The organism is Variovorax sp. SRS16, from assembly GCF_901827165.1.
Classification (GTDB): Bacteria; Pseudomonadota; Gammaproteobacteria; order Burkholderiales; family Burkholderiaceae_C; genus Variovorax.
Window position 1 is genome coordinate 1,978,765 of record NZ_LR594666.1, and the last position, 19,281, is coordinate 1,998,045.

Genomic DNA, 19,281 nt, shown 5'->3' on the forward strand with positions numbered 1-19,281 from the left:
TCGAATCCAAGACACTCGCCCCATGCTGCTCGATCCCTCGCAATCCCAATTGGTCCTGGTCGACTACCAGGCGCGCCTGATGCCGGCGATCTTCGAGGCGGATGCCGTGACGAAGAACGCGGTGCGCCTCGGCAAGATCGCGCAGCTGGTGGATGTCCCGGTCTGGGGTACCGAGCAGAATCCGTCGAAGCTCGGCGAGAACCTGGCCGACATCCGCGCCCTGTGCCAGCGCACGCTCGCCAAGATGCATTTCAGCGGTGCCGAAGAAGGCCTGGGCGAATGGCTGCGGGCGCCGGCGAAGGCGCCGCAAGGCAACGCGCGCAGCCTGCCCAAGCATCTGCAGAAGCCGGCCACGGCCGAGGAACGCAACACCATCGTCATCGCCGGCTGCGAAGCGCATGTGTGCCTGCTGCAAACGGCGCTCGACCTGATCGAGGACGAATTCGAAGTCTGGGTCGTGACCGACGCTTGCAGCTCGCGCACCGAACGCAACCGCGATGCGGCCTTCGATCGGCTTGCCGGCGCCGGCGCGGAGCTCGTCACCACCGAGATGGTCGGCTTCGAGTGGCTGCGCACGGCCGAGCACCCCCGCTTCAGGGAGCTGCAGGCATTGATCCGCTGACCGGACCGCAATCCTTCGCTGCCGGACTCAATCCACCGTCTCGAGGTCCAGGTGGGACTCGAACGCCTGCAGCGGCACGGGCTTGCCGAACAGATAGCCCTGGTACAGCAGGCATCCATGCTTCTTGAGAAAGGCGAGTTGCTCGGGTGTCTCGATGCCTTCCGCCACGATCTCGAGCTCCAGGTTGCGGGCCATGCCGATGATCGTCTGGATGATCAGCTCGACCTTGGGATGGATGCCGATGCTGTGCACGAAGAACTTGTCGACCTTGATCTGGTCGAGCGGCAGCTGCGTCATGTAGGAGAGCGATGAATAGCCGGTGCCGAAATCGTCCATCGAGAAGTGGATGCCGATCTCCGCGAGCGCTTTCATCTTGCCGATCGTTTCCGCCACCTTGTCCTGCAGCAGGCTTTCCGTGAGTTCGAGCTTGAGCCGCGTCGGATCGGCGCCGGTTCTTTCGAGCACCTCGCTCACCTGCAGGACGAAGTCATCCTCGCGGAACTGCCGTGCGCTGACATTCACCGCAAGCTGAAGATCGCGGCGCGCCGGCTGGTGGCTCCAGCGCTCGAGTTGCGCGCATGCCGTCTCCAGAACCCAGAGACCGATGGGCACGACCAGCCCCGTGTCTTCCGCCAGATCGATGAATCCCGCGGGCGGCACCAGGCCTCGCACCGGATGCTGCCATCGGATCAGCACTTCCGCGCCGACGATGCGGCCTTCCGATGTCACCTGGCTCTGGTAGTGCAGCACGAACTGGTCGGCGGCCAGTGCGGTGCGCAACTCGCTCTCGAGCGTCGCGCGGGCCGTGATCGTCGCCTGCATGGCGGCCTCGAAGAAGCGCACGGTGTTGCCGCCCGCGGTCTTGGCGTAGTAGGTCGCAATGTCGGCCTGCTTGAGCAGGTCTTCGAGCGAGTGTTGCTGCCCCCGAAAGACCACCACGCCGATGCTGCAGGTGCCGTGGAACTGCCGCGCCGCGGTGAGCTGATAGGGCCGGTCGAGTTCGGCGAGGAGGGCGTCGGCCATCGTTGCGGCCTGCATGGTCGCGGAATCGGGCTCGTCGCCGAGATTCTCGAGCAGCACCACGAATTCATCGCCGCCCAGCCGCGCCACCGTGTCGCCTTCGCGCAAGCCGGCCTGAAGGCGGGCCGCCACCTGCTTCAGGAGCAGATCGCCGATGGCATGTCCCGAGGCATCGTTGAGCGTCTTGAAGTGATCGAGGTCCAGGAACAGCAGTGCGCCCCGGCGCGAGCGACGGTGGTTGGAATCGATGGCCGCCTGCAGGCGATGCAGAAGAAGGCGGCGATTGGGCAGGCCCGTCAGGCCGTCGTAGAACGCGAGGTGCTCGATCTCGCGCGCCGCCAGCTTGTTGTCGGTGATGTTGCGCAGGATGACGATGAAACGCGTGTCCGGTCCTTGGCCGATCGACTTGCGTGAGACGGAGATCTCGAACCAGGTCGTTCCCCCCGCGGCCCGGCGTTCGAACTGCCGCCCCTTGGAGAAGCCCGACACGTAAGCGTCGTGCAGTGCGGCCATCACCTCGACGGCGGCGTCGCCCGGCAGCAGCTCGGGCACCTTCTTTCCGACCGGATCCTGCACATCGATGCCAGGCACCTCGTTGCGCGGCAAGTGGAAGCGGCGGCAAAGCCCGTCCAGGCCGACCTCGAGCAGCACGTCCGGCAGTGCATCGAGCGTCGCCTGCAACTGTGCCTTGCCCTCGACGATGTCGGCGGTCTGGCGCTTCTTTTCCGTGACGTCGCGGTACACGCAGACCGACCCGCCGTCGGGCGTGCGGCTGCGGATGGAAAGAATGACTTGGCCGTCCGGAAAGACGACCTCCTGCTCGCCTTCGATCGGCCCCTGCAACTGCAACCCTGCACCGCCCGGCTCTCCGGGCGCGGGGCGTTCGGCCGAATGCTGCGCGATCATCCGCAGGGCGATGCGATCGAAGGGCAACAGGGGCTCGATCAGCACCCGGGCCCATGGAAAGAGGTCGGCGAAGCGCCGATTCCACGTCAGCACGCGATCGTGCGGGTCGAGCAGGACGAAGCCATCCATCATGGATTCCAGCGCCTGGTCCAGCGTCGCCTTGGAACGAAGCAGTTCGGCGCGCGAGCGCCATTGCCGCCGCAACTGCAGATGGGTGAAGCCGCTGACGGCCAGGATCATCAGCGTGAAGACGAGGGCCGCGCTCAGGATGAAGGCGCTGTCCCGGCGCCAGCCCTGCAACGCGAAGCGCAGCGGAATGCTGGCCACGATCAGCAGGTTCCGGTGCAGCGTGGGTCGCGCGACGACGATCGCGGGTTCGCCGCTGAGGCGCGCGGCCATGCGCATCGGGTGTCCGTCGCTGGCCTGTTCGCGCAAGGCTGGCGCGATGGTCCGGCCCGAGAGGTCGTCGCGCGGCGGCTTGCTGGCCAGCATCTCGCCGCCATCGCGTTCGAGCGTGACTTCCATTCCGCGGATGTCGGCGCCCTGCGTGAGGATCGTGATGAGCAGCGAGAGCTGCACTTCCGCCAGCGCCACCGCCTTGCTGCCGTCGACGAGCCGCAGGACGCGCGCGAAATAGAGCACCTTCTGCGAACTCGACAGGCTGATCGAGGGCGTGCTGACCGCCAGCGTGGACACGGGTTGCGCGAGCACCTGCTGCAGGAAGCCGTCGGGCAACTGCACGGCCAGTTTCGCGCCGCGGCGGTCGGACGACGTGATCACGCGCCCGTCCGGCGACAGGAACGCCATGTACCGGACCAGCAGGTTCTGCCGCACGACGCCGTCCATCAGCTGCACCGCCTCGGGCCGGGCCAGGTCGGCCGCGACGCTGGCGGCATCGGACATCTGCGCGAGCTGTCCGAGACCCGCGAGCAGCATGTCGACGCTCAGCAGGCCGCGGTTGAGCGCCGCTTCGGAGCCACCGACGAAGCGCGCGGCCTGGCTTTCGCTGTCGGTGATCGCCTTCTGGCGCGTCTGCCAGATCATCGCGGCGGCGGCGGCGAGGACGGCGATCACGAACAGCGACGCGACGCCGTAGATCAAGGCGGTGGCCCGATGGGGCAGGTGCTTGTTCACTGGACCGCAGGCGCCTTGATTCCGACCACCGGCCCGACGGTCTGGTCCCAGACCTGGGCGCACGTCGGTCCGCATCGCGCGACCCAGCCCGCCAGCACGCTGGTGGCGAAGATCTCCTTGCTCCGGCGGCGATCTTCCGCCGAGGGACGCGACTCGGTCATCGTGCCCCTGCTTTCCAGCGTGCACGTCGCCGCGCCCGTGTTGCAGGACACGCCTTCGCCGGTTTCGCGTTCGGATTCGGCCCAGACCGCGGTCTCCAGTTTGGGAAGCTCGCTGCGCAGCAGCGCCTTCAGATCCGAAGGCAGTGCATTCCACGTTTCCTGGTTGGCGCCGAACACGGCAAGCCCCCAGCTGATCGGCAGTGTGTAGAGGGACCGGGTGACCCGATGCAGGCCCAGCATGTTGCCGGACATCGCGCCGGTCACTGCGCATTCCGTGTTGCCCGAATTCATGTTGGACATCAGGTCGGCGAACTCGGTGACGACCGGGATGCCGCCGAGTGCGCGGATGTAGTCGGCCTGTGTCGGGCCGGACACCCGGGTGCGCCTGCCCGCGAGATCGGACAGCTGCGTCAAGGGTTGCTTGCAGAAAAGGACCTGCGCCGGATAGACGTAGACGGCGAGCAGTTCGACCCCGTAGCGCTCGCGCAAGGTGTCTCCGAGGTAGGGCCGGAACGCCGCCACGACGCGGCGCAGCGCTGGCATGTCGGGGCTGAGGCCGGCCATGTCCGGCGTGCCCAGTTCCGGATACTCGGAGGAGACCTGGCTCAGCAGCGCGTTGCCGAAGGGCACGACACCCAGCTTCATGAGGTTCAGCATTTCCTGCGCGGGCACGCCGGCCTGGTCGAACGCAACGATGCTGGCGCCGTACTTTCCGCCGCTCAGGCGGGTCAGGTCACGGGTCCAGAAGCGCTCTTCGTGGCGTGTGAACTGGCTGACGCCCGCCAGGCCGCCGACGATGCGAAGTCGCTGCGCCGGTGCGGGCTGGGCAGCGCAAGTGGCAGCCGCCAGGCCGAGAAGAACAACGGTCGTGTAAGCTAAAAGCAAGCAGTGCCAGGCGGGCAGGCCGTCGCGTGTGTTCATGACTTGATCATGGTGCCGTTTGCAGCCGGCGCGTCAAGAATTCGTGCGGCGCAACGTGTGTTTTTCATCGCGCCATGATGCGTACGAGGGATCGACCGCAGAGGTAAAGTCGCTGGAAGAAACCATCGCAGGAGACAAGTGCCCATGAGCCGCTACGCCGAGTTCTACCGCCGTTCCATCGAGACGCCTGAAGCCTTCTGGACCGAAGAGTCCAGGCTGATCGACTGGCACACGCCGCCGCAGCAGATCCTCGATGCCGGCAAGCCGCCATTCGCCAACTGGTTCGTCGGCGGCCGCACCAACCTCTGTCACAACGCGGTGGACCGCCACCTGGCCACGCGCGGCGATCAGCCTGCACTCATCTTCGTCTCCACCGAAACCGGCACCGAGAAGACCTTCAGCTTCAAGGAGCTGCATGTCGAAGTGCAGCGCATGGCCGCCAGCTTCATCGCCCTCGGCGTAGGCCGGGGCGACCGCGTGCTGATCTACATGCCGATGGTCCCCGAGGCCGCCTTCGCGATGCTGGCCTGCGCGCGCATCGGCGCCATCCATTGCGTGGTCTTCGGCGGCTTCGCCAGCGTCTCGCTGGCCTCGCGCATCGACGATGCGACCCCCAAGCTGATCGTCAGCGCCGATGCCGGCTCGCGCGGTGGCAAGGTGCTGCCCTACAAGCCGCTGCTCGACGAAGCGATCCGGATCTCCCGGCACAAGCCCGCGTCCGTGCTGCTCACCGATCGCGGATTGGCCCCGATGGACCTGGTCGAAGGGCGCGACCACCTGGCCGCCCCCTTGCTGGAGGCCCATCGCGACGCCCAGGTGCCCTGCACCTGGCTCGATGCCGCCGACATCAGCTACACCATCTACACCAGCGGCACCACCGGCAAGCCCAAGGGCGTGCAGCGCGACACCGGCGGCTATGCGGTTGCGCTGGCCGCCAGCATGAAACACATCTTCGACGGCCGCGCCGGCGAAACCTACTTCTCGACCAGCGACATCGGCTGGGTCGTCGGCCACAGCTACATCGTCTACGGGCCGCTGATCGCCGGCATGGCCACCCTCATGTACGAAGGCCTGCCCACGCAAGGCCTCGACGGCCAGCCCGATGGCGGCATCTGGTGGCGTCTGGTCGAGAAGTACAAGGTCACCGTGATGTTCAGCGCGCCGACCGCGGTGCGCGTGCTGCGCAAGCAGGATCCCGCGCTGCTCAAGAAATACGATCTCTCCAGCCTGCGCGCGCTGTTCCTGGCGGGCGAGCCGCTCGACGAGCCGACCGGGCGCTGGATCGCCGAGGGCCTGGGCGTGCCGGTCATCGACAACTACTGGCAGACCGAATCGGGCTGGCCGATCCTCACCGTGGCCAACGGCGTCGAAGCCACGCCGAGCAAGTTCGGCAGCCCCGGCATCCCGATGTACGGCTTCAATGTGAAGATCCTTCACGAGTCGACCGGTGAAGAACTGACGGGCGCTCACGAGAAGGGCGTGGTCGTGATCGAAGGCCCGACGCCGCCGGGCTTCATGCAGACCATCTGGCGGGACGACGAGCGCTTCGTCAACACCTACTGGAAGACCGTGCCCGGCAAGCTGGTGTACTCGACCTTCGACTGGGGCATCCGCGACGAGGACGGCTATTTCTACATCCTCGGGCGCACCGACGACGTGATCAACGTCGCCGGCCACCGGCTGGGCACGCGCGAGATCGAGGAATGCGTATCGGGCCACGCGGGCGTGGCCGAGGTCGCTGTGGTCGGTGTCGCCGATGCGCTCAAAGGGCAGGTGGCGATGGCCTTCGTCGTGCCGAAGGACGGCGCGGCGCTGGCGGATGCCGCGGCGGCGCAGAAGCTCGAAGGCGACATCATGAAGCGCGTGGCCGACCAGCTGGGCGCGCTGGCGCGGCCTTCGCGGGTTCGCTTCGTGGGCGCGCTGCCCAAGACGCGCAGCGGCAAGCTGCTGCGCCGTGCGATCCAGGCGGTCTGCGAACAACGCGACCCGGGTGACCTCACGACCATGGACGATCCGGCTGCGCTGCAGCAAGTCAGGCAAGTGCTCGCGTCCTGACGCTTCTTGAGAAACCCGCAGCTGCCGTCACATGGGTGACGTGGCACAATGCGAAGGTACCTAGGCCCTTCCCCAGCCACAGTCGCATCCGCCAATCGGTTCAGCCGTGTCGCGGAAGGTTTCTCAAACCAGCTAGTGCTTCCCGCAGGGAAGCGAAGGTCAGCGGAATATGAGCGATTCTTCGTCCGTCTACAGCGCCTACCAAGGCAATACCTACCTCTTCGGCGGCAATGCGCCCTATGTCGAAGAGATGTACGAGAACTACCTCTCCAACCCGGGCAGCGTGCCCGACAACTGGCGCTCCTACTTCGACGCGCTGCAGCACGTGCCCGCCACCGACGGCAGCAATGCGCGCGACGTGCCGCACCTGCCGGTCGTCAACGCCTTCGCCGAACGCGCCAAGCAGGGCACGACCAAGGTCGTGGTCGCCAGCGGGGCCGACTCCGAACTCGGCCGCCAGCGCACCGCCGTCCAGCAGCTGATCGCCGCCTACCGCAACGTCGGCGCCCGCTGGGCCGACCTCGATCCGCTCAAGCGCGCCGAGCGTCCTGCGATTCCGGAGCTCGAGCCCTCGTTCTACGGCTTCACCGATGCCGATCTCGAGACGGTGTTCAACACCAGCAACACCTTCTTCGGCAAGGACACGATGTCCCTGCGCGACCTGCTCAATGCGCTGCGCGAAACCTATTGCGGCACGATGGGCGCCGAGTACATGTACATGACCGACCAGGGGCAGAAGCGCTGGTGGCAGCAGAGGCTCGAGAGCGCCCGCACCAACCCGCAGCTCAACACGGAAGAGAAGAAGCACATCCTCGAGCGCCTGACCGCGGCCGAAGGCCTCGAGCGCTTTCTCCATACCAAGTACGTCGGCCAGAAGCGCTTCTCGCTCGAAGGCGGCGAAAGCTTCATCGTGTCGATGGACGAACTCATCAACGATGCCGGCGCCAAGGGCGTGCAGGAAATCGTGATCGGCATGGCGCACCGCGGACGCCTCAACGTGCTGGTCAATTCGCTCGGCAAGCTGCCGGCCGACCTGTTCGCCGAGTTCGACCACACGGCGCCCGAGGAGCTGCCCAGCGGCGACGTCAAGTACCACCAGGGCTTCAGCTCCGACGTCACCACGCCCGGCGGCCCGGTGCACCTGAGCCTGGCCTTCAACCCGTCGCACCTCGAGATCGTGAACCCGGTGGTCGAAGGCTCCGTGCGCGCGCGCATGGACCGCCGCGCCGACCCGCTCGGCAAGCAGGTGCTGCCGGTCATCGTGCACGGCGACGCGGCCTTCGCGGGCCAGGGTGTCGTGATGGAAACGCTGGCCCTGGCCGAGACGCGCGGCTACCACACGGGCGGCACGGTGCACATCGTGATCAACAACCAGATCGGCTTCACCACCAGCGATCCGCGCGACAGCCGCTCCACGCTGTACTGCACCGACATCGTCAAGATGATCGAGGCGCCGGTGCTGCACGTGAACGGCGACGACCCCGAAGCGGTGGTCCTCGCGACGCAGCTCGCACTCGACTTCCGCATGGAGTTCCAGAAGGACGTGGTGGTCGACATCATCTGCTTCCGCAAGCTCGGCCACAACGAGCAGGACACGCCCTCGCTCACCCAGCCGCTGATGTACAAGAAGATCGCCGCCCACCCGGGCACGCGCAAGCTGTACGCCGACAAGCTCGCGGCCCAGGGCCTCGGCGCCACGCTCGGCGACGACATGGTCAAGGCGCAACGTGCCGCCTTCGATGCCGGCAAGAACACCTCCGACCCGGTGCTGACCAACTTCAAGAGCAAGTATGCGGTCGACTGGAGTCCCTTCCTCAACAAGAAGTGGACCGACTCCGGCGACACCGCCATTCCCACCGCGGAATGGAAGCGGCTGGCCGAACGCATCACCAAGGCGCCGGACAACTTCACCGTCCATCCGCTGGTCAAGAAGGTGCTGGACGACCGCGCCGCCATGGGCCGCGGCGACGTCAACGTCGACTGGGGCATGGGCGAGCACATGGCCTTCGCCTCGCTGGTCGCCAGCGGCTACCCGGTGCGCCTGTCGGGCGAAGACAGCGGACGCGGCACCTTCACGCACCGGCATGCGGTGCTGCACGACCAGAACCGCGAGAAGTACGACACCGGCACCTACACGCCCTTGCAGAACGTGGCCGACAACCAGGCGCCCTTCGTCGTCATCGACTCGATCCTGTCCGAAGAGGCCGTGCTGGCCTTCGAGTACGGCTATGCATCCAACGACCCGAACACGCTGGTGATCTGGGAAGCGCAGTTCGGCGATTTCGTCAACGGCGCGCAGGTCGTCATCGACCAGTTCATTGCTTCGGGGGAGGTCAAGTGGGGCCGCGTCAACGGCATCACGCTGATGCTGCCGCACGGCTACGAAGGCCAGGGCCCGGAGCACAGTTCCGCACGCCTGGAGCGCTTCATGCAGCTCGCGGCCGATGCCAACATGCAGATCGTGCAGCCGACGACGGCCAGCCAGATCTTCCACGTGCTGCGCCGGCAGATGGTGCGCAACCTGCGCAAGCCGCTGGTCATCATGACGCCCAAGTCGCTGCTGCGGAACAAGGATGCGACCTCGCCTTTGTCCGAGTTCACCAAGGGCGGCTTCCAGACGGTCATCCCCGACAGCCGGGACCTGAAGGCCGACAAGGTCAAGCGCCTGGTCGCATGCTCGGGCAAGGTCTACTATGACCTGGCCAAGAAGCGCGAGGAACGGGGCAGCGATGACGTGGCGATCGTGCGCGTCGAGCAGCTCTATCCCTTCCCGCACAAGGCCTTCGCCGCCGAACTCAAGAAGTACCCCAATCTGGTGGACGTGGTCTGGTCGCAGGACGAGCCGCAGAACCAGGGTGCCTGGTTCTTCGTGCAGCACTACATCCACGAGAACATGCAGGAAGGCCAGCGCCTGGGCTATTCGGGCCGCGCGGCCTCGGCGTCGCCGGCCGTCGGCTACTCGCATCTTCACCAGGAACAACAGAAGGCGCTGGTCGACGGTGCGTTCGGCAAGCTCAAGGGCTTCGTGCTGACCAAGTGAGTCGCACGGTTTCTTCATCTCTCTCATTCAACACAAGAACGCGAAGCGGAGCTGCCTCCCCATGTCTATCGTAGAAGTCAAAGTCCCCCAGCTGTCCGAATCGGTGGCCGAAGCCACCCTGCTCACCTGGAAGAAGAAGGCCGGCGAAGCCGTCGCCATCGATGAAATCCTGATCGAGATCGAAACCGACAAGGTGGTGCTCGAAGTGCCGGCGCCGTATGCCGGCGTGCTGGCCGAGATCGTTCAGCCCGACGGCGCGACGGTCGCGGCCGAGCAGGTGATCGCGAAAATCGACACCGAAGGCAAGGCCGGCGCAGCAGCGCCCGCCGCGGCATCCGCTGCTGCTCCTGCGGCCACTCCGGCGCAGGCCGCTGCCGCTGCATCGACCGGCGGGTCGAAGTCCGACGTGGCGATGCCCGCAGCGGCCAAGCTGCTGGCCGACAACAACCTGCAGACCCGCGACGTGGCCGGCACCGGCAAGGATGGCCGCGTGACCAAGGGCGACGTGCTCGGTGCGGTGGCAGGCGGCACGCCGGCCAAGGCGCCGGCGCCGGCCGCGGTCATTCCGACCGGCGCACCGAAGACCGCGCTGCCGCAGGTCGCCGCGCCCACGCGCGCGCCCGACCTCGGCGAGCGCCCCGAAGAGCGCGTGCCGATGAGCCGCCTGCGCGCCCGCATCGCCGAGCGCCTGCTGCAATCGCAATCGACCAATGCGATCCTGACCACCTTCAACGAGGTGAACATGGCGCCGGTCATGGAGATGCGCAAGAAGTTCCAGGACGCCTTCACCAAGGAGCACGGCGTCAAGATCGGCTTCATGAGCTTCTTCGTCAAGGCCGCGGTGCATGCGCTCAAGAAGTACCCGGTGATCAACGCCTCGGTGGACGGCAACGACATCGTCTACCACGGCTACTTCGACATCGGCATCGCGGTCGGTTCGCCGCGCGGCCTGGTGGTGCCGATCCTGCGCAATGCCGACCAGATGAGCTTTGCCGACATCGAGAAGAAGATCGCCGAATACGGCCAGAAGGCCAAGGACGGCAAGCTCGGCATCGAAGAGATGACCGGCGGCACCTTCTCGATCTCCAACGGCGGCACCTTCGGTTCGATGCTCTCGACGCCGATCATCAACCCGCCGCAGTCGGCCATCCTCGGCGTGCATGCGACCAAGGACCGCGCCGTGGTCGAGAACGGCCAGATCGTGGTGCGTCCGATGAACTACCTCGCGATGAGCTACGACCACCGCATCATCGACGGCCGCGAAGCCGTGCTGGGGCTGGTCGCGATGAAGGAAGCGCTCGAAGATCCATCGCGCCTCTTGTTCGACATCTGAGGAGCACCGGATGTCCAACAAGCAATTCGACGTCATCGTCATCGGTGGCGGCCCCGGCGGCTATGTCGCGGCGATTCGCGCGGCGCAGCTCGGCTTCAATGTCGCCTGCATCGACGAGTGGAAGAACGGCAAGGGCGGCCCGGCGCTGGGCGGCACCTGCACCAACATCGGCTGCATCCCGTCCAAGGCGCTGCTGCAGTCGTCCGAGCACTACGAGCATGCCGGGCACAGCTTCGCCGACCACGGCATCAAGGTCGAAGGCCTGACGCTGGACCTCGACCGCATGCTGGCACGCAAGGATGCCGTCGTGAAGCAGAACAACGACGGCATCGTGTATCTCTTCAAGAAGAACAAGATCAGCTTCTTCCATGGCCGCGGCTCGTTCGTGAAGGCGGCCGAGGGCGGCTACGAGGTCAAGGTCGCCGGTGCCGCCGAGGAAAGCATCACGGGCAAGCACGTCATCGTCGCGACGGGATCGAATGCGCGGCCCTTGCCGGGCGCGGCCTTCGACGAGGAAAACATCCTCTCGAACGACGGCGCGCTGCGCATCGGCGGCGTGCCGAAGAAGCTGGGCCTGATCGGTTCCGGCGTGATCGGGCTCGAGATGGGTTCGGTCTGGCGCCGGCTCGGCGCCGAGGTCACGGTGCTCGAAGCCTTGCCGACCTTCCTCGGCGCGGTGGACGAGCAGATCGCGCGCGAAGCGAAGAAGGCCTTCGACAAGCAGGGCTTGAAGATCGAACTCGGTGTCAGTGTCGGCGAGATCAAGTCCGGCAAGAAGGGCGTCAGCATCGCCTACACCGACGCCAAGGGCGGCGCCCGGACGCTGGAGGTCGACAAGCTGATCGTCTCCATCGGTCGCGTGCCCAACACCACCGGCCTCGCGGCCGACGCGGTCGGGCTGAAGCTCGACGAGCGCGGCGCCATCGTGGTCGACGACGAATGCAGGACGAACCTGCCCAACGTGTGGGCCATCGGCGACGTGGTGCGCGGCCCGATGCTCGCGCACAAGGCCGAGGAGGAGGGCGTGGCCGTGGCCGAACGCATCGCGGGCCAGCATGGGCACGTCAACTTCAACACCATCCCGTGGGTGATCTACACCTCGCCCGAGATCGCATGGGTCGGCCAGACCGAGCAGCAGCTCAAGGCCAGCGGCCGTGCCTACAAGGCGGGGAACTTTCCCTTCCTGGCCAACGGTCGCGCGCGCGCGCTGGGCGACACGACGGGCATGGTCAAGTTCGTGGCCGATGCCACGACCGACGAGATCCTCGGCGTGCACATGGTCGGCCCGATGGTCAGCGAGCTGATCTCCGAAGCCGTGGTCGCGATGGAGTTCAAGGCCAGCGCCGAGGACATCGCACGCATCTGCCATGCGCACCCCTCGCTGTCGGAGGCGACCAAGGAAGCGGCCCTTGCCGTCGACAAACGCACGCTGAACTTCTGAGGTGTCGAGCGTCCGGCAAGCCTACGAGGCGGAGCTTGCTGCGCGGGGCTACAAGAGCGACCCCGCACAGCTGCGCGCCGTGGAGGCGCTCGAGCGTTGCGCGAACGAATGGGCCGACTACAAGGCCCAGCGCTCGAATGCGTTCAAGAAACTGATCAACCGGCCGGAGATCCCGCGCGGGGTCTACATGTACGGCGGGGTCGGGCGCGGCAAGAGCTTCCTGATGGACTGCTTCTACAACGCGGTCCCGCTCAGGCGAAAGACGCGCCTGCATTTCCACGAGTTCATGCGCGAGGTGCACCGCGAGCTGGCCGAGCTGCAGGGCACCGTCAACCCGCTCGACGAGCTCGGGTTGCGCATTTCGAAACGCTACAAGCTGATCTGTTTCGACGAGTTTCACGTCGCCGACATCACCGACGCGATGATCCTGCATCGGCTGCTGGTGGCGCTGTTCGACAACGGCGTGGGCTTCGTCACCACCTCCAACTTCAAGCCCGACGATCTCTATCCGGACGGCTTGCACCGCGACCGCATCCTGCCGGCCATCGCGCTGCTGAACGAGCGCCTCGAAGTCATCAGCGTCGACAACGGCGTCGACTACCGCGGGCTTGCGCTGGGCGAGATGCGGCTTTACCTCACGCCCAACGGCGCGGCGGCCGACAAGGAGATGCGCAAGGCCTTCGAGCGTCTCGCCGAAAGCGCCGACGAGAATCCGGTGCTGCACATCGAATCGCGCGAGATCCACGCGCGGCGCAAGGCGGGCGGCGTGGTCTGGTTCGACTTCAAGACCCTGTGCGGCGGCCCGCGCTCGCAGAACGACTACCTCGAGATCGCGACGCAGTTCCACACCGTCCTGTTGTCGGACGTGCCGCACATGCCGGTGCGGATGGCCTCTGAAGCACGTCGTTTCACCTGGCTGGTGGATGTGTTCTACGATCGGCGCGTGAAGCTCATGATGTCTGCCGAAGTGCCGCCCGAGGCCTTGTACACCGAGGGTCCGCTGGCCCACGAATTTCCACGCACCGTCTCCAGGCTCAACGAAATGCAGTCGGCGGAATTCCTTGCGCTCGAGCGCCGCATCGTCGACACCCGACTCACATGAAGAACATTGTCCTTGCCCTGTTGATCGGCCTGTCTGTCGCGCCGCTGTGGGCGCAGACCAGCGCCACCGTCGGCAACACCGACCTGGGGGCCGAGCGCGATCGGCTGGCGCAGGAGCGCAGGGCGGCCGAGGCGAAGTTCTCCAAGGAGGAAGCCGCCTGCTATAAGAAGTTCGCGGTCGAGGGCTGCCTGGAGGACGCGCGGCGCCAGCGTCGTGTGGAGACCGACAACATCAAGCGCCAGGAAACCGAGATCAACGACATCGAGCGCAAGCGCCGCGGCGCCGCCGAACTCGATCGGCTCGAGCAGAACAAGAACGGCACCCGGCCGCAGGATACGGCGGACAAGCGCGAGCAGTCGATCAAGTCGCAGCAGGACCGCGAGCAGCGCGCGGCCGACCACGCAACGAGCCGGGCGGCGGCGGCCTCCGAGGCAGCCGAACGGCAACGGGAGTTCGACAACAAGCAGCGTGAGCATGCCGAGCACGAGGCCGAGGCGGCGAACCGCCGTGCACAGGTGCCGATCGAACGTGCGCGCTATGAGGACAAGCTGCGGCGTGCCGCGGATCACAAGGCCGACGTCGAGCGGCACAACGCGGGAAATACCAAACCCCGCTCCGCACCCTTGCCGACGCCGCCCTGAGCGCGTTCGGGCCGCGCCCTTATTCTTCGGGAGGCAGGGCCTCCAGCTTCAGCACGACGACCGAAATGTTGTCACCCATGCCGCGCGCGCGCCGGCGCGCTTCGGCCACCAGCAGTTCGACCGCCGCGCGCGGCGTTTGCTCGGCCAGCACCGCGCCCATCTCTTCGGGCGTGAAGTAGTGCCAGAGTCCGTCGCTGCATGCCATCAGCAGGTCGTCCGGCTCCAGGCGCGGGATCAGGTGGATGTCGACCGGCGGCGGTGCGTTGGTCATGCCGAGGCAACCGAGCAGGATGTTGCCTTGCGGATGGATATGGGCCTCGTCCTCGCTGAGTTCGCCGCGGTCGACCAGCGCCTGCACGTAGGAATGGTCTTTGGTGCGCGTGATCAGGCGGCCGTGCCGGAAGTGATAGATGCGCGAGTCGCCGGCATGGATCCACGCGCAGTCGCCCCGGGGGTTCATGAGGAACGCGGCGAGCGTGCTGTGCGGCTCCTGCTCGCTGGACAGGGCGGTGAGCTTGATCACCGTGTGGGCATCGTCGAGCAGATGCCGCAGCACGCGCACGGGCTCGTCGCGTCCGACCTTGTAGCTGCCGAACAGCTGGCGCGCCGTCATCAGCACCTGGTCGGAGGCCTTGCGCCCGCCGCTGCGCCCGCCCATGCCGTCGGCGATGACGCCGAGCACGCAACCCGGCGTGCGCGGGTGATTCAGGATCAGCACCTGATCCTGCTGGTAGGGGCGGTCGCCCTTGTGCAGCCCGGTGGCGGCAGCCAGTCGAAAGCCTTGGGTCATGGGCACGGGTGCGCCGATGGCGCAGTCTTCATGTTGTCGTTGGGATCCGGCGAGGACGTATTATCGAGTGAACCCCGGCGGCGGCCGCGTCGCCGTCATACCGCTTCGCATCGCGCCCGTTGGATTCCACTCCTCACACATTGTCACGCCAGTCCATCGAGCAGGAGGTACGCGATGCCTTCGCGCAGGATGGAATTTTGTCGCATGCTGCGGAACAATTCCGCGAACGCGAGGGGCAGACGCAGATGGCGCTGGCCGTGGCGCGCACCATCGACCAGGGCGGCGTGCTCGTGGTCGAGGCCGGCACCGGCGTCGGCAAGACCTTCTCCTACCTCGTGCCCGCGTTGCTGAGCGGCGAGCGGGTGCTGCTGTCGACCGCCACCAAAACGCTGCAGGATCAGCTGTTCGGCCGCGACCTGCCGCGATTGGTCGAGGCCCTGGGGCTGCCGGTGCGCATGGCCCTGCTCAAGGGACGCGCGAGCTATCTGTGCCTGCATCGGCTCGATCTCGCACGCCATGATCCTTCGCTGCCGGAGCGCGGCACGGTGCGCACGCTGGCGAAGATCGAGCAGTGGTCGAAAGCCACCCGCACCGGCGACCTGGCCGAGCTGCCCGGCCTGGACGAGCGCTCGCCGCTGATTCCGCTGGTGACCTCCACGCGCGACAACTGCCTCGGCGCCCAATGCCCGCAGTTCAAGCCCTGTCACGTCAACCTGGCCCGGCGCGAAGCCATGGCGGCCGACGTGGTGGTCATCAACCACCATCTGTTCTTCGCCGACCTCGCGGTGCGCGAGTCGGGCATGGCGGAGCTGCTGCCGACGGTGCGCGTCGTGGTCTTCGACGAGGCGCACCAGCTCAACGAAACCGGCGTGCAGTTCCTCGGCGTGCAGCTGGGCAGCGGGCAGGCGCTCGATTTCGCCCGCGACCTGCTGGCCGCGGGCCTGCAGCATGCGCGCGGGCTGGTCGACTGGCAGCAGCTCGTCGCGGCGACCGAGCGCGGCGCGCGCGAACTGCGACTCGCGGCCGGCAAGCAGTGGCCCGGCACCAAGCTGCGCTGGGCCGGTCCCACGCCGGAGGGCTTGCCGGCCGGCCCGTGGCAGGAGGCGCTCGACATGCTGCAGCAGGCCTTTGCACGCGCCGCCGAGGGGCTCGACACGGTCAGCGAACTCTCGCCCGATTTCGTCCGCCTGCACGACCGCGCGCAGCAGCTCGCCGAGCGCGCCCGCCGCTTCGCCGAGCCTTGCGCATCGGAGTCGGTGCGCTGGGTGGATGTGGGCGCGCAGCTGCGGCTGGTGGAGTCGCCGCTCGACATTGCCGAGGCCGTGCGCACGCGCGTGCTGAAGACCGGCAGCGCCGAGCCGCAAGAGGAGGGCCGCGCCTGGGTCTTCACCTCGGCCACGCTCGGCGACGATCCGAAGCTGCGATGGTTCACCGAGCCCTGCGGCCTCGACGATGCCGAGGTGCTGCGTGTCCAGAGCCCCTTCGACTACGCACGCCAGGCGGCGCTCTACGTTCCGCGCGTCTTTCCCAAGCCCGGCGATCCCGCGCACAGCGCGCAGGTCGCGCAGCTGGCGGCGCGCGGCGCTGCCGCTTTGGGCGGACGCACGCTGGTGCTCACGACCACGCTGCGTGCGCTGCGCGCGATCGGCGACGCGATGAAGCAGCAGCTCGAATCGCTGGATGCCGGCGTGCGACCCGAGGTGCTGGTGCAGGGCGAGTTGCCCAAACGCGTGCTGATGGACCGCTTCCGCGAAGGCGCCGCTGCCGGGCGCGCCGGTTGCGTGCTGGTCGCGTCGGCGTCGTTCTGGGAAGGATTCGATGCACCCGGCGATGCGCTGCAGCTGGTGGTGATCGACAAGCTGCCCTTTCCGCCGCCCAACGATCCGCTCGTCGAGGCGCGCTCGCAGCGCCTCGAGTCGCAGGGGCGCAGCGCCTTCGGCGACTATTCGTTGCCGGAAGCGGCGGTCGCGCTCAAGCAGGGCGCTGGCCGGCTGATCCGGCGCGAGAGCGATCGCGGCGTGCTGGTGATCTGCGACACCCGGCTGGTCGCGATGGGCTACGGCCGCCGCCTGCTGGCCGCGTTGCCGCCGATGCGCAGGCTGGAGAACCAGCTGGAGTTCGAGGCTGCGCTCGAGGCGCTCAAAGACTGAGCCCTACCAGACCTTCCACCAGGGATCGTCCTTCGTCTTGAAGCCGCGCGTCAGGTATTCGCTTTTCGGGTAGTTGGTGGTCAGCACGCGCTTCGCGTCGTCGCGCAGGTCCGTCATGCCCAGGGCGTCGTACGACTGGACCATGATGTAGAGCGCTTCCTCGAGCGCCGGCACTTCGCGGTAGTCGGCCAGGGCCACTTGCGCGCGGTTGATCGCGGCCAGGTAGGCGCCACGCGTGTAGTAGTAGCGCGCCACATGCACCTCGTACTGCGCCAGCGAGTTGACGATGTAGTTCAGGCGCAGGCGTGCGTCGGGCGCGTAGCGCGAATCGGGGAAGCGGGTCACCAGTTCCTTGAAGGCCTGGAAGGATTCCTTGGCCGCCTTCTGGTCGCGTTCCGAGAGGTCCTGGCGCGTCAGGAACGAGAACAGGCCGAGGTCGTCGTTGAAATTGATGACGCCTTTGAGGTAGAGCGCATAGTCGACCGCGGGGCTGGCCGGATGCAGCTTCATGAAGCGGTCGATGGTGGTGATCGCGGCGGGCTTCTCGCCGGACTTGAACTGCGCATAGGCCTTTTCGAGTTCGGCCTGCTGCGCCAGCGGCGTGCCGGCCGCGCGGCCCTCGAGCTTTTCATAGAGCGGCACGGCCTTGTCGTAGGCGCCCGAGCCCGATTCGTCCTTGGCCTCCGCATAGATGCGATTGGGGCTCCAGTTCGCGGTCTTGTCGACGGGTGTCGACGAGCAGCCGGCCACCAGCCATGCGGCCGCGCACAGAGCCAGCCAGCCGGGGACAACCGATAATTTGGCGCGAAACATCACATAAGGCTTTCGTGAAACAGTTGCCCTCAATTATATCGGCCGACCCTTCGGGCCATAGCCCCGAGACGGCCGAGCACGACGAGGGTGCCGATCCTTCGGATGCCAGCGAACTCCGTTCGTTCCGCGTCGGTCAGGCCCAGCACGGCCAGCGCCTGGACCGCGCGCTCGCCGCGCTGGTGCCCGAGTTTTCGCGCAGCTACCTCCAGCAACTGATCGATGCCGGCATGGTGGAACTGCACGGGCAGCCCGCCACCAAGCCGTCGGCCACGGTGCATGCCGGCGAGGAGGGGCGCATCGAATTGCGCCCGACGCCGCAAAGCCAGGCCTTCCGGCCCGAGCCGATGCCGATCGAGGTGCTGTACGAGGACGAGCACCTGCGCATCATCGACAAACCGGTGGGCCTCGTGGTGCATCCGGCGCCCGGCCACTGGAGCGGGACGCTGCTCAACGGCCTGCTGGCGCTCGACCCGAAGGCGATGCTGCTGCCGCGCGCAGGCATCGTCCATCGGCTCGACCGCGACACCAGCGGGCTGATGGTGGTGGCCCGCAGCCGCGCGGCGATGGATGCCCTGGTCGCGCTGATCGCCGCGCGCGAGGTGAAGCGGCAGTACCTCGCCCTCGCGCACCGCAGCTGGCAGGGCGCTGCTGCGCGGCATGTCGATGCCGCGCTCGGGCGCGATCCGCGCAACCGGTTGCGCATGGCCGTGGTCGACCTGGCGCGGCATTCGGGCAAGCCGGCACGCACGCTGATCGAGGCGCTGGACAGCAACGAACAAGGCTGTGCCGTGCGCTGCACGCTGGAGACCGGGCGCACCCATCAGATCCGCGTCCACATGGCATCGATCGGCCATCCTCTGGTCGGCGACGCCCTGTACGGCGGCGTCGCGGCAGCCGGCCTCACGCGCCAGGCGCTGCACGCGTTCAGACTCGCGTTCGTGCATCCGGTCAGCCGGGTGCCGATGGAATTCCGCTCGCCGCCGCCGCCCGATCTCGAAGCAGGGCTGCGCAGCTGGGGCCTGGATTACAATCGCGCCTGACGGCCCCGAGGGCCGCGCCGGCCACCGAGCCGGCCTTGCGTTGCATTGCGCCGCGTGCCGGCAACGCCTTCTTCCATCCTTCTGAACAAGCGTCCTTCGAGGCGCCTTTTCC

13 protein-coding genes are annotated in these 19,281 nt (G+C 67.0%); 9 read left to right on the forward strand and 4 right to left on the reverse strand.

Going from position 1 to position 19,281, the window contains the following annotated elements:
- Positions 1-22: 22 nt before the first annotated feature.
- Positions 23-622 carry an isochorismatase family protein gene (locus E5P2_RS09635; RefSeq protein WP_162566874.1) on the forward strand — a complete coding sequence of 200 codons (600 nt, stop codon included), beginning with the start codon at positions 23-25 and terminating at the stop codon, positions 620-622.
- A 27-nt stretch (positions 623-649) separates the two neighbouring features.
- Here the strand turns inward: E5P2_RS09635 and E5P2_RS09640 are convergent, their stop codons facing one another.
- Together E5P2_RS09640 and E5P2_RS09645 are read right to left on the reverse strand one after the other, a co-directional pair.
- On the reverse strand, positions 650-3,682 hold the full coding sequence (locus tag E5P2_RS09640; RefSeq protein ID WP_162566875.1) for a bifunctional diguanylate cyclase/phosphodiesterase: 3,033 nt from the start codon (positions 3,680-3,682) through the stop codon (positions 650-652).
- Entirely contained in the window at positions 3,679-4,764 is a 1,086-nt protein-coding gene (locus E5P2_RS09645; protein ID WP_162566876.1) for a TRAP transporter substrate-binding protein, read from the reverse strand. Before E5P2_RS09645 ends, E5P2_RS09640 begins: the two co-directional genes overlap by 4 nt.
- A 90-nt stretch (positions 4,765-4,854) precedes the next feature.
- Here E5P2_RS09645 and E5P2_RS09650 point away from each other — a divergent pair, with 90 nt between their 5' ends.
- From E5P2_RS09650 to E5P2_RS09675, 6 genes are all read left to right on the forward strand, one after another.
- Entirely contained in the window at positions 4,855-6,819 is a 1,965-nt protein-coding gene (locus E5P2_RS09650; RefSeq protein ID WP_332107567.1) for a propionate--CoA ligase, read from the forward strand.
- A gap of 169 nt (positions 6,820-6,988) precedes the next feature.
- Positions 6,989-9,859 (forward strand): 2-oxoglutarate dehydrogenase E1 component, encoded by a 2,871-nt coding sequence (locus tag E5P2_RS09655; RefSeq protein ID WP_162566878.1) that lies wholly within the window; start codon positions 6,989-6,991, stop codon positions 9,857-9,859.
- Positions 9,860-9,920: 61 nt separating this feature from the next.
- Positions 9,921-11,192, forward strand: a complete 1,272-nt coding sequence (gene odhB / locus E5P2_RS09660; RefSeq protein WP_162566879.1) for a 2-oxoglutarate dehydrogenase complex dihydrolipoyllysine-residue succinyltransferase — start codon at positions 9,921-9,923, stop codon at positions 11,190-11,192.
- 10 nt (positions 11,193-11,202) lie between these two features.
- A complete protein-coding gene (gene lpdA, locus E5P2_RS09665) occupies positions 11,203-12,633 on the forward strand; it encodes a dihydrolipoyl dehydrogenase (RefSeq protein WP_162566880.1) in 1,431 nt (476 codons plus the stop codon).
- Between the two features lies 1 nt (position 12,634).
- Positions 12,635-13,735, forward strand: coding sequence for a cell division protein ZapE (gene zapE, locus E5P2_RS09670; RefSeq protein WP_162566881.1), 1,101 nt, complete (start codon positions 12,635-12,637; stop codon positions 13,733-13,735).
- Positions 13,732-14,376, forward strand: a complete 645-nt coding sequence (locus tag E5P2_RS09675) for a hypothetical protein (protein ID WP_162566882.1) — start codon at positions 13,732-13,734, stop codon at positions 14,374-14,376. Before zapE ends, E5P2_RS09675 begins: the two co-directional genes overlap by 4 nt.
- Before the next feature lie 19 nt (positions 14,377-14,395).
- On the opposite strand, the gene E5P2_RS09680 is transcribed toward E5P2_RS09675, so the two are convergent.
- Positions 14,396-15,166, reverse strand: coding sequence for a PP2C family protein-serine/threonine phosphatase (locus E5P2_RS09680; RefSeq protein ID WP_162570421.1), 771 nt, complete (start codon positions 15,164-15,166; stop codon positions 14,396-14,398).
- 245 nt (positions 15,167-15,411) lie between these two features.
- On the opposite strand from E5P2_RS09680, the gene E5P2_RS09685 reads away from it, so the two are divergent.
- The gene (locus E5P2_RS09685; protein WP_232080898.1) at positions 15,412-17,316 is read left to right on the forward strand and encodes an ATP-dependent DNA helicase; all 1,905 of its coding nucleotides are present in this window, start codon (positions 15,412-15,414) and stop codon (positions 17,314-17,316) included.
- Between the two features lie 3 nt (positions 17,317-17,319).
- On the opposite strand, the gene E5P2_RS09690 is transcribed toward E5P2_RS09685, so the two are convergent.
- Complete coding sequence (locus E5P2_RS09690; protein WP_162566884.1) at positions 17,320-18,129, reverse strand: outer membrane protein assembly factor BamD; 810 nt, start codon at positions 18,127-18,129, stop codon at positions 17,320-17,322.
- A 14-nt stretch (positions 18,130-18,143) separates the two neighbouring features.
- Here E5P2_RS09690 and E5P2_RS09695 point away from each other — a divergent pair, with 14 nt between their 5' ends.
- Entirely contained in the window at positions 18,144-19,169 is a 1,026-nt protein-coding gene (locus tag E5P2_RS09695; protein WP_232080638.1) for an RluA family pseudouridine synthase, read from the forward strand.
- Positions 19,170-19,281: the final 112 nt, after the last annotated feature.

Excerpts from the sequence above, each read along its gene's own strand:
- E5P2_RS09635 (WP_162566874.1), top strand. The coding sequence starts at position 23 with ATGCTGCTCGATCCCTCGCAATCCCAATTGGTCCTGGTCGACTACCAG.
- E5P2_RS09645 (WP_162566876.1), bottom strand. The coding sequence starts at position 4,764 with ATGAACACACGCGACGGCCTGCCCGCCTGGCACTGCTTGCTTTTAGCT.
- E5P2_RS09655 (WP_162566878.1), top strand. The coding sequence starts at position 6,989 with ATGAGCGATTCTTCGTCCGTCTACAGCGCCTACCAAGGCAATACCTAC.
- odhB (WP_162566879.1), top strand. The coding sequence starts at position 9,921 with ATGTCTATCGTAGAAGTCAAAGTCCCCCAGCTGTCCGAATCGGTGGCC.
- lpdA (WP_162566880.1), top strand. The coding sequence starts at position 11,203 with ATGTCCAACAAGCAATTCGACGTCATCGTCATCGGTGGCGGCCCCGGC.
- E5P2_RS09675 (WP_162566882.1), top strand. The coding sequence starts at position 13,732 with ATGAAGAACATTGTCCTTGCCCTGTTGATCGGCCTGTCTGTCGCGCCG.
- E5P2_RS09680 (WP_162570421.1), bottom strand. The coding sequence starts at position 15,166 with ATGACCCAAGGCTTTCGACTGGCTGCCGCCACCGGGCTGCACAAGGGC.
- E5P2_RS09685 (WP_232080898.1), top strand. The coding sequence starts at position 15,412 with ATGGCGCTGGCCGTGGCGCGCACCATCGACCAGGGCGGCGTGCTCGTG.
- E5P2_RS09690 (WP_162566884.1), bottom strand. The coding sequence starts at position 18,129 with ATGTTTCGCGCCAAATTATCGGTTGTCCCCGGCTGGCTGGCTCTGTGC.